16 protein-coding genes are annotated in these 17,266 nt (G+C 64.2%); 5 read left to right on the top strand and 11 right to left on the bottom strand.

Translation table 11 applies throughout. From position 1 onward, the window contains the following. Positions 1–26: 26 nt before the first annotated feature. From tadA to OCX61_RS05060, 6 genes are all read right to left on the bottom strand, one after another. Positions 27–506, bottom strand: coding sequence for a tRNA adenosine(34) deaminase TadA (gene tadA / locus OCX61_RS05085; protein WP_261942867.1), 480 nt, complete (start codon positions 504–506; stop codon positions 27–29). Further along, on the bottom strand, positions 506–1,888 hold the full coding sequence (locus OCX61_RS05080) for a multicopper oxidase family protein (RefSeq protein WP_261942866.1): 1,383 nt from the start codon (positions 1,886–1,888) through the stop codon (positions 506–508). The genes tadA and OCX61_RS05080 overlap by 1 nt, the downstream gene beginning before the upstream one ends. An 89-nt stretch (positions 1,889–1,977) precedes the next feature. Next, positions 1,978–3,426, bottom strand: coding sequence for a M48 family metallopeptidase (locus tag OCX61_RS05075; RefSeq protein ID WP_261942865.1), 1,449 nt, complete (start codon positions 3,424–3,426; stop codon positions 1,978–1,980). Then, positions 3,423–4,088, bottom strand: a complete 666-nt coding sequence (locus tag OCX61_RS05070; RefSeq protein ID WP_261942864.1) for a hypothetical protein — start codon at positions 4,086–4,088, stop codon at positions 3,423–3,425. The genes OCX61_RS05075 and OCX61_RS05070 overlap by 4 nt, the downstream gene beginning before the upstream one ends. Next, on the bottom strand, positions 4,081–4,740 hold the full coding sequence (locus OCX61_RS05065; RefSeq protein WP_261942863.1) for a hypothetical protein: 660 nt from the start codon (positions 4,738–4,740) through the stop codon (positions 4,081–4,083). Before OCX61_RS05065 ends, OCX61_RS05070 begins: the two co-directional genes overlap by 8 nt. Positions 4,741–4,759: 19 nt before the next feature. Continuing rightward, complete coding sequence (locus OCX61_RS05060) at positions 4,760–5,194, bottom strand: hypothetical protein (protein WP_261942862.1); 435 nt, start codon at positions 5,192–5,194, stop codon at positions 4,760–4,762. A gap of 175 nt (positions 5,195–5,369) precedes the next feature. Here OCX61_RS05060 and OCX61_RS05055 point away from each other — a divergent pair, with 175 nt between their 5' ends. Further along, positions 5,370–6,314, top strand: coding sequence for a helix-turn-helix transcriptional regulator (locus OCX61_RS05055; protein ID WP_261942861.1), 945 nt, complete (start codon positions 5,370–5,372; stop codon positions 6,312–6,314). Positions 6,315–6,379: 65 nt separating this feature from the next. Here the strand turns inward: OCX61_RS05055 and guaA are convergent, their stop codons facing one another. The 4 genes from guaA to OCX61_RS05035 all read right to left on the bottom strand — a co-directional run bounded on the left by guaA (position 6,380) and on the right by OCX61_RS05035 (position 10,952). Further along, positions 6,380–7,957 (bottom strand): glutamine-hydrolyzing GMP synthase, encoded by a 1,578-nt coding sequence (gene guaA / locus OCX61_RS05050; protein ID WP_027920146.1) that lies wholly within the window; start codon positions 7,955–7,957, stop codon positions 6,380–6,382. A 79-nt stretch (positions 7,958–8,036) separates the two neighbouring features. Further along, positions 8,037–9,506 carry an IMP dehydrogenase gene (gene guaB, locus OCX61_RS05045; protein WP_016713074.1) on the bottom strand — a complete coding sequence of 490 codons (1,470 nt, stop codon included), beginning with the start codon at positions 9,504–9,506 and terminating at the stop codon, positions 8,037–8,039. An 86-nt stretch (positions 9,507–9,592) separates the two neighbouring features. Then, entirely contained in the window at positions 9,593–10,150 is a 558-nt protein-coding gene (locus OCX61_RS05040) for a sugar ABC transporter ATPase (RefSeq protein WP_261942860.1), read from the bottom strand. A 46-nt stretch (positions 10,151–10,196) separates the two neighbouring features. Beyond that, complete coding sequence (locus OCX61_RS05035; RefSeq protein ID WP_261942859.1) at positions 10,197–10,952, bottom strand: sulfite exporter TauE/SafE family protein; 756 nt, start codon at positions 10,950–10,952, stop codon at positions 10,197–10,199. Between the two features lie 97 nt (positions 10,953–11,049). Here OCX61_RS05035 and OCX61_RS05030 point away from each other — a divergent pair, with 97 nt between their 5' ends. The 4 genes from OCX61_RS05030 to leuA all read left to right on the top strand — a co-directional run bounded on the left by OCX61_RS05030 (position 11,050) and on the right by leuA (position 16,330). Next, complete coding sequence (locus tag OCX61_RS05030) at positions 11,050–11,928, top strand: LysR family transcriptional regulator (protein WP_261942858.1); 879 nt, start codon at positions 11,050–11,052, stop codon at positions 11,926–11,928. A 102-nt stretch (positions 11,929–12,030) separates the two neighbouring features. Then, positions 12,031–13,410 (top strand): exodeoxyribonuclease VII large subunit, encoded by a 1,380-nt coding sequence (gene xseA, locus OCX61_RS05025; protein WP_261942857.1) that lies wholly within the window; start codon positions 12,031–12,033, stop codon positions 13,408–13,410. 3 nt (positions 13,411–13,413) lie between these two features. Then, the gene (locus tag OCX61_RS05020) at positions 13,414–14,241 is read left to right on the top strand and encodes a M23 family metallopeptidase (protein WP_261942856.1); all 828 of its coding nucleotides are present in this window, start codon (positions 13,414–13,416) and stop codon (positions 14,239–14,241) included. 415 nt (positions 14,242–14,656) lie between these two features. Then, positions 14,657–16,330, top strand: a complete 1,674-nt coding sequence (gene leuA, locus OCX61_RS05015; protein ID WP_261942855.1) for a 2-isopropylmalate synthase — start codon at positions 14,657–14,659, stop codon at positions 16,328–16,330. Between the two features lie 238 nt (positions 16,331–16,568). Here leuA and OCX61_RS05010 read toward each other — a convergent pair whose 3' ends face one another. Then, on the bottom strand, positions 16,569–17,249 hold the full coding sequence (locus tag OCX61_RS05010) for a bifunctional 4-hydroxy-2-oxoglutarate aldolase/2-dehydro-3-deoxy-phosphogluconate aldolase (RefSeq protein WP_261942854.1): 681 nt from the start codon (positions 17,247–17,249) through the stop codon (positions 16,569–16,571). Positions 17,250–17,266 lie beyond the last annotated feature (17 nt).

The raw sequence follows: 17,266 nt of genomic DNA, 5'->3' as shown, positions 1-17,266 counted from the left end.
TAAACCCGCGAAGAGGCCGGAGCAGGTTAACTCTTGGCCCGGCGGGCCTTGAAGAAGTCGCTCAGGATCTGCCCGCACTCCTGCGCCAGCACCCCACCCTCCACCATCACCCGATGGTTGAGAAAGCCCTGGCCGAAGAACTGCCCCTGGCTCTGCACGATTCCCGCCTTGGGCTCCAGCGCCCCGAAAACCACCCTCGCCACCCGCGAATGCACGATCAGCCCCGCGCACATGCTGCACGGCTCCAGGGTCACGTACAGGGTGCTGCCGGGCAGCCGGTAGTTGCTGGCGGATTTCGCCGCCGCGCGGATCGCCACCATCTCGGCATGGGCACTCGGGTCGCTGTCGATGATCGGCCGATTGAAGCCCTGGCCAATGACCTGGCCATGCTGCACCAGCACCGCGCCCACCGGCACCTCGCCCATGGCTGCGCCTTCGGCAGCCAGCGCCAGAGCCAGGGCCATGAATTCCTGATCGCGGCTGCGGTCGATGATCTGCGGACGCATCAGACCACCGCGATCGCGGCCATCAGGCCGGTTTCCATGTGGTCGATGACGTGGCAGTGGAACATCCAGGTGCCTGGGTTATCCGCCACCAGGGCGACCTGGGCACGCTCGTTCTTGCCCAGCAGGTAGGTGTCGGTGAAGTAGGGCTCAGGGATTTGCCGGCGATTGGAGCCGATCACCTTGAAGCTCATGCCGTGCAGGTGGACCGGATGCTGGTACTGGGTCATGTTCTTCAGCTCGAAGATGTAGCTTTTGCCCTTCTTCAACGTGGCGATCGGCCGGTCGGCGCAGGTCTTGTCGGTAATGTCCCAGGCCTGGCCGTTGATCTGCCACATGCTCGACGGCTTGTCCGGGTCGCTGGTGACCGAGACGCTCGCTGCCCATTCGAAATTGAAGTTGAGCTTCTCGGCATTCTCCAGGTCCGGCTCGGCAATCGGGTTCGCCGGCAGGGCCTTGGGCCACTCGCCCGGTGCTTCGCTGCTGGCCACCGAACGCAAGGTGCCAAGGCGCACGAAACCGTCACGCAGGGAGACCTCCTCGCCCGCCTCAGGAATACGGATGGCCAGGCAAATGCGCATGCCAGGGCCGAGCCAGTAATCATCATCCAGTGCCCGAGGGGTCACCGGGTTGCCGTCCAGGGCATAGATCTTCGCCTCGCAGTTGCCTTTGAGGTTGAGGCGGTAGGTCCAGGTGTTATCCAGGTTAAGCACCCGCACGCGCACCACCTGCCCGGCCGGAAGCTCGGTGACCGAATCGGCCTGGCCATTGATGGTGATAAGCCGCCCGGCGGTGCCGTTGCGCGCGGCCTCGCGGGGGATGCTGAAGGGCAGCCAGGCGCCCTGCTCGTCCACGTGCCAGTTCTTCAGGCTCAGGGTGCGTTCGTGGGCAAAACCGGTCGGCTCGCGCTCCTCGACGATCAGCGGGCCGACCAGGCCACGCCCCAGCTCCTCGGAGCTGCTGACATGGGGGTGATACCAGTAGCTGCCGGCATCCGGCACGCGGAACTTGTAGTCGAAGTACTCGCCCGGCTTGACCGGCAGTTGCGAGACATAAGGCACGCCGTCCATTTCCAGCGGCAGGCGAATGCCATGCCAGTGGATGGTGGTTTCCACCGGCAGGTGATTGATGAAGCGCACCCGCAGCCAGGTGCCCTGGCGCACACGCAACTCGGTGCCTGGCGCCGAAGGGCCGAAGGCCCAGGCCTCGGTCTTGAAGCCCGGCACCAGCTCGACGTCCAGGGGGGCTGCGATCAGCTCGTAGTCATGCCCGGCGTTGTCGTCCTCGACCTTGCCCAGCCAGTAACGCGCCGCGCCACCGGCGCCCAGGCCAACCACAACCAGGCCGGTCAGGCCCTTGAGCATTTGTCGACGGGTGAAGGACATCGGTGCGGGTACCTCGCGTTCTGCGAAATCAAGCTGCCAGCACGGCTGGCGATGAAGGGCGAATACGATACACCTGCAAATGGGAAATATTAAGTGAAGTCTGTCCATACCTTGGCTGCAGAAGCCCCACAGAGCTGGTTGAACCACTGCCGGTCATGGCCAGAGGGTTCGCGCATGGCGGCCTGCAGCAGCGCCGCGTCAAGCATCACGTCCAGATTATCGAGGCGCGCGGCGAGGGGTGGGTGCGTGTCGAAGGGATGGGGCATTGTCAGCCCGAGCACTTCCTCGCCCAGGTGCAACGGCACCTGCTGCAGGTACCGGGTCAGCGCTGCAAGCAGCCCTTCGCCACCGCGTTCGAGCAGCAATGCATCGACCACCCTGCCCAAGGCAATGGCCCGCAGCAGCGCCTGAACGAACAGCTTCGGGCCATGCACTTCGGCCCCGGCCCGATCCGCCAACAATTCCTGCGCGCGCCCCCAGTGATGCACCGCGATCTGGAAGTGATGCAGGAACTGCCCGGCCATCCACACCACTGGCCGGGCCACCCAGTCCACGGCCCGCTCGGCGTCGACAATGGCCGAGAACTGTGCGCACATCAAGCTGAAGCGAGCATTGATTTCACTGCCCTGCTCCGTATCGCGGCTGCGGAAATGGCCAAGCTCATGACCAATGAGCGCGGCGGCCTCTTGCTGGCTCAAGACGCTGAGACACGGCAATGACAGGTACAAGGTTCGTCCGCTGAGCGCCGACTGGCCAGGCTGCAGCACAATCGGCACGCTGGTGACGAAAAAGCCTTGGTCGATGCCGACCACGATATGGTCCGGCACCGGTGTCTGCAGGTGCGCTGCCAGGCCTTCGACCCATTGCCACAGCGCCGCAGCCTCTTGCCGTTCAAGCTCACGGCCGAGAAAACCAGCGTTTGACGCCCCCATGCGCGGCCACTGCTGGCGCATTCGCCAGAGGGTACGCAGGCAGACGGCCAAGACTGACGCCAGCGGCAGTACCACGACCAGGACGGTCAAGCCACCCTGCGCAGCATGGCTCAAGCCGGCGCTGGTTTCATAGAGCAGTAAAAGGCACAGCGAGCCTGCGAGCATGCCCATGTAGGCGCTCAGCCAACGCACCAGCACCCGCCAGCTGGCCGTCATGCGCTGATGCAGGTAGAGCGCCGAGCGCAAGGCGCGCCAGGCGTCGACTCTGAGCCTGAGCCAAGCGCCAATGCCGGCGACCAGAGCGCCCAGTGCCAGCCAGCCGCCGAGGCAGGCCATGGACTTGCGCATGCTCAACCATTGACGGTCGCTGTCGAGTTCGTCCAACTGCCGCTGCAGCACCTCACGCGTGTCGACGCGCCCGGCAAATTGCTTGCGTGCAGCCCAAGGCAGTGCCTGCAGCAGGGTATCGCTGGGTGCCGCCAGCCATTTCCGGGTGATCCGCGCCTGCTCTTGCGCCGTCTCCGCCCGCCAGTGCTGCACAGTGGCCCAACCGAACAGCGCCAGCGGCAACAGCAGCATGACCAGCCCCCAACCCAGGCGCTTCATGGAGCCTTTACCCCCACGCATGCCACGCCGGGAAACAGCTGTGCCAGGGTGTGCCTGGCCTGCGCGGCCTGCCGGTACGCATAGAGCAGGTCCACCAGCGCCTGCAGGTCAAGACGACGTCCGTTCACCACGGGTGTGCACAGCCACAAACGCACGCGCAAGCCACCGGCCACAGTGATCGCGTCAGGCGAGGCCAGCCCTTTGAAACTGGCCGGAAGCAGCGCGGGCGCGAGGCTGGACGCCGCCATCGTGAAAATCAGGCGGGTGCTGAAATAACCTTGCTCGACCTCGAAGCCGTCGAACGCATGCAGAGGTGTCGGTGCCTGGGCATTGGCAAAGCACAGGGTATCGGGTGTCACGCTCAATACCCGCTTGCCCTGCCGGCGGTACAGCGCGGCGGAGCAGGCCAGAGCGGCCAGCCCCACAGCGAGCAGGCCAAGGCCGCAGCCCGAAAGCAGCCACAGCGCGCCACTGCCGGCCTGAGCGCCGAACAGCAACGCCAGCCAGACCAGCCAGGCGCCCAGGCCGCAGAGCAACAGGCCGGTTATGGCGCAAGCCAGCGCTTTGCCGAACGAACGCTCCAGCAGTTCGAAGCTGTCGTGGGGACCGTCGGCCTGTGCCTGCAGGTACGCCAGATGCGCTTCGCGCTCGGCATTATCCATCTGCCTGCATCAGTTCCAGTTGCCGCTGCGCGTGGGCCGCATCGCGGTAGGCCGCCAGCATTGCGAGCACTTCCTCGTTGTCCAGCTTGCGACCATTGCAGGCCAGACCGGCGGACATGATACGGATCTGCGGTCGTGGTTTTTTCAGTGCCATCGCCTGGTTACCGAAGAACTGCAGCTTGACCACACGATGCTTCGGCAGCGCGGCTTCGCTGCTCATTTCCAGCGTCTGCACCATGACCAGGCCTTCATCCTTGACCGCGATGTCCTCGACTTCGGCCATATCAACCGGCGCATCCAGCGTATCGACGAACAACTGCCGACGTGTCAGGCGCATGAACACCTGGGTGCCAGCGTTGCGGTGCTGCCAGGTCACCGCAGCAGCAATGCAGACGATGAAGACACCCGCTGCGACCGCCCCCATGCGTTGCAAATTGAAGGTGACGCCCAGAAGGATCAGGGCGCCCACCAGGATTATCGGCCCCCAGACCTTGTAACGGCGGGAATTGGTGAACTCGCTTTGCGGCGGTACGCGCTCGATCACCTGCTTGAGCTCGGCGATTACCCGGTCGCGCTGGGCTGCACGGGATTGGTCATAGGCTTCGCCGAGCGAGCCGGAAAGCTCGGACAGCGGATCGGTAGGTTCAACCATGGTCAGTCGTTCTCCCTGCTCATTGCTGCTTGGCCAGGTAATCGGTCAGGAATGCCTGGGCATTGCCTTGACGCGACAGCCCCTCGGAATAGCCAACCTGCACCGGTTGCGGCTCGCCGGGCAGGTACAGTTCACCGCCCCAGCCGCTTTGAACGACCAGTACCACGAACTTCTTGCCGTCCACCGTCGTCGAGTAACGGGTGTCCTTTGTGGTCTTCTCCACCTGCATCTTCTGGATGCGCATGTCCCAGTCGTGATCAACCCCTTCGATCTGAACCAGTGCTTCATTGGCGGCGCGCTCGCCAATGCGCAGCGTCCATACTTTGACGCCCTCTGTCCCCATGTAGGCGACAACCTGCTCGGCCACATCCGGCCGTTGTTCTGCGTGGGCCTGGCCCAGCCAGAAGATGAGCGAGGCCACCAGCAAGGCAACCCATTTGCGATAAGCGAACATCTTTTCCATCCTGATGCGAAACGATCGACCATTGAAAACAGCAGCGCCGGCACTGCCAACCCCCATGGCCGGTTCGCACAAAAGATGGCCCATCGCGCACAATGGCTGTTGCCGAAAATGTGCGCGCGTTACCATTTGTGCTCATGCCGCCGCCGACCAAGGATGCTTAGCGCTCATGCCATCGACCAGCCCCTACCTGGACACCGACTTCTCCTTCGACAGCCCGGGGTCGCTCGCCGAAGCCGGTGTGCTGGACAGCTGCAAGGCGCGAATAATGGGTAGCGCAACCGGGCACTATCGGGCGCAGACGGTACACACAGGGTTGCAGTACTTCGATTGCAACCTGCAGTTCCCGGAGCCGCTGAAGATCGACAAGGTGCTGCCGCAGAGCCTGTGCATCGTGCAACTGTTCGATGGCGCCTGGCAGCACAAGGTCGATGGCACACTGAACCGCTACACGCCAGGCCAGCTGCACCTGCTAGGCCTCGGCGAGAGCCTGGAGGCGCAGGACCAGTTGCCTGCCGATAGCCATGCGCGCATGGCGGGCGTGCGTATTGCCGGTGACTACCTGCATGAGCTGGCCCGGGACGAAGCACAGCTGATACCCCTGCTGGCCTTGACGGCAGACGGCATGCGTTTCGATCAGTTGCCGCACTGCCCGGCAGTAAGCCGCCTGCTGCAGCAGCTGTATCTGTCACCTTATACCGGCGGGCTCAGGCGCCTGCATTGCGAAAGCCTGAGCCTGGCCATCGTACTGGAACTGGCCCGCCACCTGATCGGCCCTGCGCAAGCCACGAACAGGCCGGATCGCGGGCTACGCGACCTGGCCATCGAAGCGCGCCGCCTGCTCGACGCGCAACTGAGCGCTCCGCCAACCGCCGCCAGCCTGGCGCGCCAGCTGGGCGTGGGTGAGACCACTTTGCGCCGTGCTTTCCGCGAAGAATTTGGCCGGCCTATCCTGCAATACGTGCGGCAACAACGCCTGGAACTGGCCCGCAGCCTGCTGCTGGAGCGGCGCTGGCAGGTCTCGCAGGTGGCCTACCATGTCGGCTATGCCAACCCCGCCAACTTCTGCCATGCCTACAAGGCCTATTTCGGCCACCCTCCGGGCAGCGAATAGGTTTTCCTCGCGCAAATGAAAAGGGCCTGCAATGCAGGCCCTTCTCGTTCAGCGGCGGGTAGGGATCATTCCCACTCGATGGTCGCTGGCGGCTTGCTCGACACGTCGTAGGTGACGCGGGAGATACCGTCGATTTCGTTGATGATACGGCCGCTGACGGTTTCCAGCAGCTCGTACGGCAGGTGTGCCCAACGCGCGGTCATGAAGTCCACGGTCTCGACGGCACGCAGGGCCACGACCCAGGCGTAGCGACGGCCGTCGCCAACGACGCCAACCGACTTGACCGGCTGGAACACCACGAATGCCTGGCTGGTCTTGTGGTACCAGTCGGCCTTGCGCAGCTCTTCGATGAAGATGTGGTCGGCACGACGCAGGATGTCGGCGTACTCCTTCTTCACCTCACCGAGGATACGCACGCCCAGGCCCGGGCCCGGGAACGGGTGGCGGTAGACCATGTCGTACGGCAGGCCCAGCTCCAGGCCGATCTTGCGCACTTCGTCCTTGAACAGTTCACGCAGTGGCTCGACCAGCTTGAGGTTCATTTCCTCCGGCAGGCCACCGACGTTGTGGTGCGACTTGATCACGTGGGCCTTGCCGCTCTTGGCGCCAGCCGACTCGATCACGTCCGGGTAGATGGTGCCCTGGGCGAGGAACTGGATGTTCTCCAGCTTGCTGGCTTCGGCATCGAACACGTCGATGAAGGTGCGGCCGATGATCTTGCGCTTCTTCTCTGGGTCGGCTTCGCCTTCCAGGTTGTCGAGGAACTGCTTTTCAGCGTCGGCGCGGATCACCTTGACGCCCATGTTCTCCTTGAACATGGCCATCACCTGGTCGCCTTCGTGCAGGCGCAGCAGGCCGTTGTCGACGAACACGCAGGTCAGCTGGTCGCCGATGGCGCGGTGCAGCAGTGCGGCAACCACGGAGCTGTCGACGCCGCCGGACAGGCCCAGCAGGACGTTGGCCGAACCGACTTGCTCACGCACCTGGGCGATGGCGTCTTCAACGATGTTGGACGGGGTCCACAGGGCTTCACAGCCGCAGATGTCCTGCACGAAGCGGGACAGGATGCGACCGCCCTGCTTGGTGTGGGTCACTTCCGGGTGGAACTGCACGCCGTAGTAGCCGCGCGAATCGTCGAACATGCCGGCGATCGGGCAGCTCGGGGTGCTGGCCAGCACGTGGAAGTTGCCCGGCATCTGGGTGACCTTGTCGCCGTGGCTCATCCACACGTCCAGGCCCAGCACGCCGTCGTCGTCGACGTGGTCTTCGATGCCATCGAGCAGGCGGCTCTTGCCGACCACGTCGACACGGGCATAACCGAACTCACGCAGGTCGGAACCTTCGACCTTGCCGCCCATCTGCTCGGCCATGGTCTGCATGCCGTAGCAGATGCCCAGCACCGGCACGTTCAGGTCGAACACGGCCTGCGGGGCGCGCGGGCTGTTGGCTTCGTGGACCGACTCGGGGCCGCCGGCGAGGATGATGCCGCGCGGGTTGAATTCGCGGATCGCTTCATCGTCCATGTCGAACGGGTGCAGCTCGCAGTACACGCCGATTTCGCGCACGCGGCGGGCGATCAGCTGGGTGTACTGAGAACCGAAATCGAGGATCAGGATACGGTGAGCGTGAATGTCGAGGGCCATGACTCAATCTCGTCAGTGGAAATCGGAAACGACGCGGGGCTGTCGTGACAGCCCCGCTTTCATGTTGTAGCTGGAAGCCTCAGCCTACGCGGTAGTTAGGGGCTTCTTTGGTGATCTGCACGTCATGCACGTGGGACTCGGCCATGCCGGCACCGGTGATGCGCACGAATTCCGGCTTGGTGCGCATCTCTTCGATGGTTGCGCTACCGGTGTAGCCCATGGACGAACGCAGGCCGCCCATCAGCTGGTGGATGATCGCGGCCAGGGCGCCCTTGTAAGGAACACGGCCTTCGATGCCTTCCGGTACCAGCTTCTCGGCGCCGGCCGAGGAGTCCTGGAAGTAGCGGTCGGACGAGCCTTGCGCCTGCGCCATGGCACCCAGCGAGCCCATGCCGCGGTAGGCCTTGTAGGAACGGCCCTGGAACAGCTCGACTTCGCCCGGTGCTTCTTCGGTACCGGCGAACATCGAACCCATCATCACGCAGGAAGCACCGGCAACGATGGCCTTGGACAGGTCACCGGAGAAGCGGATACCGCCGTCGGCGATCAGCGGCACGCCAGTGCCTTCCAGTGCAGCGGCGACGTTGGCGATGGCGCTGATCTGCGGTACGCCGACACCGGCTACGATACGGGTGGTGCAGATCGAGCCTGGGCCGATACCGACCTTGACGGCGTCAGCGCCGGCTTCAGCCAGAGCCTTGGCAGCAGCGCCGGTGGCGATGTTGCCGCCGATCACCTGCACTTGCGGGTAGGTTTCCTTGACCCAGCGAACGCGGTCGATAACACCTTTGGAGTGACCGTGGGCGGTGTCGACGACAACCACGTCAACGCCAGCGGCAACCAGGGCGGCAACGCGCTCGCCGGTGTCCTTGCCGGTGCCGACCGCAGCGCCGACGCGCAGGCGACCCTGGTCGTCCTTGCTGGCCAGCGGGTAGGCCTTGGCCTTTTCGATGTCCTTGACGGTCATCATGCCCTTGAGGTTGAACTTGTCGTCAACGATCAGGACCTTTTCCAGGCGGTGCTTGTGCAGCAGCTCGCGCACTTCGTTCTTGTCGGCGCCTTCACGGACGGTGACCAGACGCTCTTTCGGCGTCATCACGTCGCGGACCTTGGCATCCAGACGGGTTTCGAAGCGCACGTCACGGGAGGTGACGATGCCGACCAGGTCGCCGTTCGCCAGCACTGGAACGCCGGAGATGTTGTTCAGGCGGGTCAGGTCGAACAGGTCGCGCACAGTGGCGTCGGCGTCGATGGTGATCGGGTCCTTGACCACGCCAGCCTCGAACTTCTTGACCTTGCGCACTTCGCCGGCCTGCTGTTCGATGGTCATGTTCTTGTGGATGATGCCGATACCGCCTTCCTGGGCCATGGCGATGGCCAGGCGCGCTTCGGTCACGGTATCCATGGCAGCGGAAACCAGCGGAATGTTCAGCTCGATGCCACGAGTCAAACGGGTCTTGAGACTGACTTCATTGGGCAGTACCTCGGAGTAGCCAGGTACAAGGAGGATATCGTCGAAGGTCAGGGCTTCTTGGCTGATACGCAGCATCGCGGGGGCTCCCGGGCGGGAAAAATGGAAGCGCGCCATTATACTCATGCACGGCGCGCCGCTCAATGCAAAATAAGGGCCTTCGGTCAGCCTTGTGGCAGTTTTACCTGCACCACCGCCACTGGCTGGTCGAGCCAGTCGGCAAAGCTGTCGAGAAAGGCCTGGGTAAACCCGGCCTCGCCCCAGTTGTTGAAGATGAATCCAAGGTTGGAAAAGGCACATGGCTGCAAGTAAATGAAGCCATTGATGTCGTCTTCATGGCCGCACAGCGGGCAGGTGAAGTTGTCGCTCACCGCCGGCATCCACTCTTCCAGGCTCTCGAACAGCGGCTCGCCTACCTCGCGCCGGCACTCCGGGCAGCCGGCCTCCTCGAGAAAACCCTCGGTCGGCGTGTAGATGCAGCGCTTGAGCATCACTTCCAGGCCGTTGACCTGCTCGCCGAATGGCAGTTTCTCAGGGTGCAGGGCCACCTTGCGCGCGCCCTCGGCCAAGGCGTGGCCCATGCGGTTGCCGGTGCGCCCGCAGGTGGTCAGTTGTTCTTCGACGATCTTCTCGCGCACCAGCCAGCGCAGGATGGCCCGCGAACGGGCTTCATGCGAGGGGACGGTGGACAGCTTGGGGACGATGATGCTCTGGGTGTTCATGGGCGAAGCGGGCCTGCGGACTGCGGTAATCCTGTAATTCTACAGCTCAGCCGCTCAGGTAGCGACCGATCAGCGCCAGGCCGCTGGCCAGCACCAGCCAGGTGACCAGGCGCACGAAGGCTTCGCGCGACAGCTTCAGGGTCAGCCGGCGGCCAACCCAGAGGCCGATGAACATTACCGGCAGCAGGCAACCGGCGAGCAGCAACAGGCGGGTATCGGCATATACACCGGCAAGCAGGAACAGCGACAGGCGCACGATGGTGCTGCAGCTGATAAGGGCGCTCTGGGTCGCGCGAACCTGCTCTTTCACGTCGAGGCGTGCGTTCAGGTAGATCGCATAAAGGAAACCGCCGCTGCCGAACAAGGCACCGAACAGCCCGCCAATCGTGCCCATCGGCACTGCCCAGAGGCCCGACAAGCTGGCTGGTCGCACGCTCACCGCCAGGCCGTAGATCGCGTAGGCCGTGACGAACAGGCCCATCAGCAGCAACAGCAGGTCGGACTTCAGGTGCAGCAGGAACACCACGCCCAGGGCGCAGCCCAGCGCCATGCACGGCAACAGCCGCAGCAGCTCGCCGCGTACCACGTCGCGGCGTGACGGCAACAGGTTGCCGAAGGCGGCGACGAAGTCCAGCAACACCAGCAGCGGGATGATCCGCGACAGGGGCATGAAATGGATCAGTACCGGGCCGGCCACCAGCGCGGTGCCGAAACCGGCGATGCCGAAGACGATGTAGGCAGCGCCGACACCGAGCAGGATGGGCAGCCAGTCAAGGCCGGAAAACGACAGCTGGGCGAGCATGGCAGCAGTTCCTGGGAAGACAGGCAAAGGTTAGCCAGCCATAAGCCATGCCGACTAATATGCCTTTAGCCCCATACCCATCTCGAAAAGGCATGACATGACGTCGATCCGCCAGTTGCGTTACTTCGTGGAAATCGCCGAATGCGGCAGCTTCAGCGCTGCCGCCGAACGGCTGTACATCGCCCAGTCGGCGCTGAGCCGGCAGATCAAGGAGCTGGAGCAGCAACTGGGCACACCACTGTTCGAGCGCACCGCGCGCCTGCCGCGCCTGACGCTGGCCGGCCAGGCCTTCCTGGAGCGCGCGCTGCGCTTGCTGGCCGACCTGGCCCAGGCTGAGCGGGTGACCCGCGACATTGGCGAAGGGCTACAAGGCAGCCTGCGCCTGAACCACTCCAGCACGGTACCGCTGACCGGCCCGCTGCTGGCTCGCCTGGGCGGCTATCTGCGGGGCAACCCGGGGATTGCGCTGGAGATCGCCCAGCAGTCGTCGGAGGCGCAGTTGGAGGATATCGCCGCCGGGCGGCTGGATATTGGCCTGTTGCGCTTGCCGGTGCTGCGCCAGCATGAAGGCGTGGTGCTGCACGAGCTGTTCAGCGAACCGTTGCTGCTGGCAGTCGCCGCAGGGCATCCGCTGGCCGATGCTGCGCAGGTGCGGCTGGAGCAACTTCGGGAACAGCGCTTTGTTTCCATCCCGCACCGCGACCGTGGGGGGTTGAGTTACCTGTCGGCTTCGTTGTGCATGGGGGCGGGGTTTTTCCCTCGGGCAGCGCAGGTGCTGTCGCGCAAGACCACGCAGTTGCAGCTGATCCAGGCCGGGTTCGGGGTAGCGTTGTTGCCGGCGTGCATGCGCGAAATTGCCCCGGCGTCGGTCAGCTTCGTGGCGCTGGAAGGGGCATGCGAGAGTACAGTGGCGCTGGCCTGCCGGCGCGATGCGGGACAGATGGTGCACCAGTTCGTGGCGGCGATGCAGGGTTGACGGCACCGGCCATGAATGAATGCGCTCCGGCAGTGACCGCGATATGCCCGAAGACAGGGGCAAGACAGACAATCGGGGCCGATGTCCTTTATGATGCCCGCCATGATCAGAGACCCTTTCGAACGACTCGGCCTGGACCGCGAGGTCCTCACCGTCAGCCAGCTCAACGGCCGCGCCCGCGTGCTGCTGGAAGACGTGTTCCGCAGCGTCTGGGTGGAAGGCGAGATTTCCAACCTCGCCCGCCCGGCCTCCGGCCACATGTACTTCACCCTCAAGGACAGCGGCGCCCAGGTGCGTTGCGCGCTGTTCCGGCAGAACGCCACCCGCGTGCGCCAGGCCCTGCGTGACGGCCTGGCGGTGCGCGTGCGCGGCAAGGTCTCGCTGTTCGAAGGGCGTGGTGACTACCAGCTGATCCTCGACACGGTCGAGCCGGCCGGTGATGGCGCCCTGCGCCTGGCCTTCGAGGCGCTGAAGGAAAAGCTCGGCGCCGAGGGGCTGTTCAGCGCCGAGCGCAAGAAGCCGCTGCCGGCGCATCCGCAACGCATCGGCATCATCACCTCGCCCACTGGCGCGGTGATCCGTGACATCATCAGCGTGTTCCGCCGCCGCGCGCCACAGGTCGAGCTGAACCTGATTCCCACCGCCGTGCAGGGCCGCGAGGCGATCAACCAGATCGTCCGCGCCTTGCAGCAGGCTGACCGGCTGGGCTTCGACGCGCTGATCCTGGCTCGTGGTGGTGGCTCGCTGGAAGACCTCTGGTGCTTCAACGAAGAAGCCGTGGTACGTGCCGTGGCTGCCTGCGTGACGCCGATCGTCAGCGCCGTGGGCCACGAGACCGATGTGTCGATCAGTGACTTCGTCGCCGACGTGCGCGCACCTACACCCTCGGCTGCCGCCGAACTGCTGGCTCCCGACAACAGCGGCCTGCAGCAGCGCCTGGACGGCCTGCAGCGGCGCCTGCTGCTGCGCATGCAGAACCGCCTGAGCCACGACCGCCTGCGCCTGGAGTCGCTGACCCGCCGCCTGCGCCACCCCGGCGAGCGCCTGCGCCAGCAGGCGCAACGCCTGGACGACCTGGACATGCGCCTGCGCCGGGCGTTCATGCTCAACCTCAACCAGCGCCGTGAGCGCCTGGCGCGCCTCGATACACGCCTGGCCGCGCAGCACCCGGGGCGCACGTTGAAACTGCTGGGCCAGCGCCTGGACAGCCTCGCCGAGCGCCTGCCACGGGCCATGCACGAGGTGCTCAAGGACCGCCGCCAGCGCTTCCAGGCACAACTGCAAACGCTGCAAGTGGTCAGCCCCCTGGCGACCCTGGCGCGTGGCTACAGCATCCTCCTCGACGAGCATGGCCAGGCCATCCGCAGTGCCGAACAGACCCGCAATGGCCAACGCCTGACCGCCCGCCTGAACCAGGGTGAGCTGCAGGTACGTGTCGAAGACAATCACCTGACCCCGGTCACCCTCTCTTTACTGGACTGACACATGCCCCGCCTGTTCGCGCACCTGCTCGCCCTTTCCCTCATGCTGCTGGCCGCAGGCGCCCAGGCCAGCTACATCACCCGCACCCTGAACAAGCCCGTGCCAGGTGGCGTGGCGGTGGTCGACCTCGGCCCGGCAGCCACGGCGCCTAGCGCGCGCTTCGATGGCAAGCCGGTGCTGGTGGTCAAGGAACAGGACAACTGGCTGGCCATCGTCGGCATCCCGCTGACCCAGAAGCCCGGCACCGCCGTACTGACCCAAGGCGGCCGCAGCCTTCCCTTCAACGTCGGCAGCAAGAAATACCCGGAACAGCACATCACCCTGAAGAACACCCGCCAGGTCAACCCCAACCCGGACGACCTCAAGCGCATCGACCGTGAACTGGCCGAGCAGATCAAGGCGTATCGCAGTTTCAGCCCGGTGCTGCCGAGCAACCTGGTCCTCGACAAACCCGTCAGCGGGCCGCTGTCGAGCAAGTTCGGCGTGCGTCGCTTCTTCAATGGCGAGGAGCGCAACCCGCATTCCGGGCTGGACTTCGCGGTGCCGGCCGGGACCCCGATCAAGACGCCGGCCAACGGCAAGGTGATCCTGGTAGGTGATTACTTCTTCAACGGCCGCACGGTGTTCGTCGACCATGGGCAGGGCTTCATCAGCATGTTCTGCCATATGTCGAAGATCGACGTGCAGGTGGGCCAGCAACTGCGCCGCGGCGATGTGGTCGGGCGCGTGGGCTCGACCGGTCGGGCGACCGGGCCGCACATGCACTGGAACGTCAGCCTGAACGATGCCCGGGTCGATCCCGCTATCTTCATCGGCGCGTTCCAGCCCTGAGATCGGCGCCGCCAGCTTCGCGGGCAAGCCCGCTCCCACAGGGGCCGCGAAGACCCTGTGGGAGCGGGTTTACCCGCGAAGAGGTCGGCACACGAGACAGCGGTTTTATTCTGTTGCGCCATCGAAAAATACTGCGCAACAATTCAAAAACCCAGCTTGCTTTTTAGCGATAAAATCTCGCCATTCAGCTTTTTTTAAGCATTTCTCTCAATTTTTTCCGAACACTTGCCATCCCCCAACCCACTGGTTAGGGTTGAGGGCATGAAAACCTTCAACACCCTCATCCTGCTCCGACAACATCGCAGCCTCTGCCTGGTCAGCGCCCGACTACCAGGTTGAATCGCGTCGCCTCGCCCCTTCATCTCGTTATTGCTCGGCAGGCCCGATCTCGGCCGCACACAAAAGGATTGCTTCCATGACCATGCTCAAAGACCCATCGAAGAAATACCGCGCTTTCCCGACTATCGACCTGCCTGACCGTACCTGGCCGTCGAAGACCATCACGGCGGCACCGATCTGGTGCAGCTCCGACCTGCGTGATGGCAACCAGTCGCTGATCGAGCCGATGGATTCGGAGAAGAAGCTGCGTTTCTGGAAGACCCTGGTGCAGGTTGGCGTGAAAGAAATCGAAGCCTCGTTCCCCTCGGCCTCGCAGACCGACTTCGATTTCGTGCGCATGCTGATCGAAGAGGGCCACATCCCGGACGACACCACCATCCAGGTGCTCACCCAGGCCCGCGAAGACCTGATCGCCCGTACCTTCGAGTCGCTGCGCGGCGCGAAGAAGGCCATTGTCCACCTGTACAACGCCACCAGCCCGTCGTTCCGCCGCATCGTCTTCAACCAGGACAAGCAAGGCGTGAAGGACATCGCGGTGAACGCGGCCAAGCTGTTCGTCAAATACGCCGCCCAGCAGCCAGAAACCCAGTGGACCTTCCAGTACTCGCCAGAAACCTTCAGCGCCACCGAACTGGAGTTCGCCAAGGAAGTCTGTGACGCGGTCATCGAAGTATGGAACCCGACCCCCGAGCACAAGATCATCCTCAACCTGCCAGCCACCGTGGAAGTGTCGACACCGAACATCTACGCCGACCAGATCGAGTGGTTCTGCCGCAACGTCAGCCGCCGCGACAGCGTGATCATCAGCCTGCACTGCCACAACGACCGCGGCACCGGCATCGCCGCCACCGAGCTGGGCCTGATGGCCGGCGCCGACCGTGCCGAAGGCTGCCTGTTCGGCAACGGCGAACGCACCGGCAACGTCGACCTGGTGACCTTGGCGCTGAACCTCTACACCCAGGGCATCGACCCGCTGCTGGACTTCTCCGACATCGATGGTGTGCGCAAGGTGGTCGAAGAGTGCAACCAGCTGCCGGTGCACCCACGTCACCCGTACGTCGGCGACCTGGTCCACACTGCCTTCTCTGGCTCGCACCAGGACGCCATCCGCAAAGGCTTCGCCAAGCAGCAGGAAGGCGAGCTGTGGGAAGTGCCGTACCTGCCGATCGACCCGGCCGACATCGGCCGCAGCTATGAGGCGGTGATCCGCGTCAACAGCCAGTCGGGCAAAGGCGGCATCACCTACCTGCTCGAGCAGGAATACGGCATCAGCCTGCCACGCCGCATGCAGATCGAATTCAGCCAGGTGGTACAGGGTGAAACCGACCGCCTGGGCCTGGAAATGACCGCCCAGCAGATCTACAGCCTGCTGCACAAGGAATACCTCCAGGCCAACGCCCCGTATGCGCTGGTCAGCCACCGCCTGCAGGAAGAAAACGGCCACAGCGCCGTGGAAGTGGAAGTCGCCGGTGAAGGCGAAACCACCCTGCACTGGCGCGGCAAGGGCAACGGCGCCCTGGAAGCCCTGGTCGCCGGCCTGCCGGTATCGGTCGAGATCATGGACTACAACGAGCACGCCATCGGTGCGGGCACCAACGCCAAGGCGGCGGCCTACATCGAACTGCGCGTGGCCGGCGGTCGCCCGGTACACGGTGTGGGCATCGATGAAAACATCACCACGGCCAGCTTCAAGGCACTGTTCAGCGCGCTGAACCGCTCGCTGAGCCCGCAGGAAGCCAAAGCGGCTTAAGCATCACCGCGATGAATGAAAAGCCCGCATCCTTGGATGCGGGCTTTTTTGTTTTTCTGTGCCGGCCCTTTCGCGGGTGAACCCGCTCCCACAGGGACCACACAGCTTTTGAATACTGTGCAGTACCTGTGGGAGCGGGTTTACCCGCGAAAGGGCCGGCACAGGCAATATACAAATCCAAGGCAAAAAAAAAGGGCGCCGACCAAGCGCCCCATAAGCCGTAAAGCACACAACAAATTCAGTTGGCGTCCAGCAACGCCATCGCCTCGGCGCTGCACGCCTCGATCCGCGCCCAATCGCCGTTCTTGATCCAGCTGCTGTCGAGCATCCAGGTGCCACCCACGCACATCACGTTAGGCAGCGCCATGTAATTGCGCACGTTGGCCGGGTTCACGCCACCAGTCGGGCAGAAGCGGATATCGCCGAAAGGGCCGGCGAACGCCTTGATCGCTGCCACGCCGCCACTGATTTCCGCCGGGAACAGCTTGAAGCGGCGGTAGCCCAGGGCATAACCCATCATGATCTCGGACGGCGTGCTGATGCCCGGCAGCAACGGGATCTCGCTGTCCACACCCGCTTCCAGGATGTCCTGGGTAATGCCCGGGGTGACGACGAACTGCGCGCCGGCGGCTTGCACCGCAGCGAACATGCCGCGGTCGAGCACGGTACCGGCACCCACGCACAACTCCGGGCGCTGCTCACGCAGCACCTGGATGGCCTTCAGGCCATGCTGCGAACGCAAGGTCACTTCCAGGGTGCGGATACCGCCAGCGGCCAGGGCGTCAGCCAATGGCAGGATGTCTTCCTCACGGGCGATGGTGATTACCGGCAGGATGCGCGCCTGTTTGCAGATGGCATCGATCCGGGCGGCTTTATCCGCCATCGAAAGCTTGGGCTGTGGGCGTTCAAGGGTGGTCATGACAGTGGATCCTTGGC

The sequence above is a fragment of the Pseudomonas sp. LRP2-20 genome (assembly GCF_024349685.1).
Taxonomy (GTDB): domain Bacteria; phylum Pseudomonadota; class Gammaproteobacteria; order Pseudomonadales; family Pseudomonadaceae; genus Aquipseudomonas.
The sequence above is the reverse complement of the archived record's forward strand: the minus strand, read 5'-3'. Positions and strand labels throughout refer to the sequence as shown.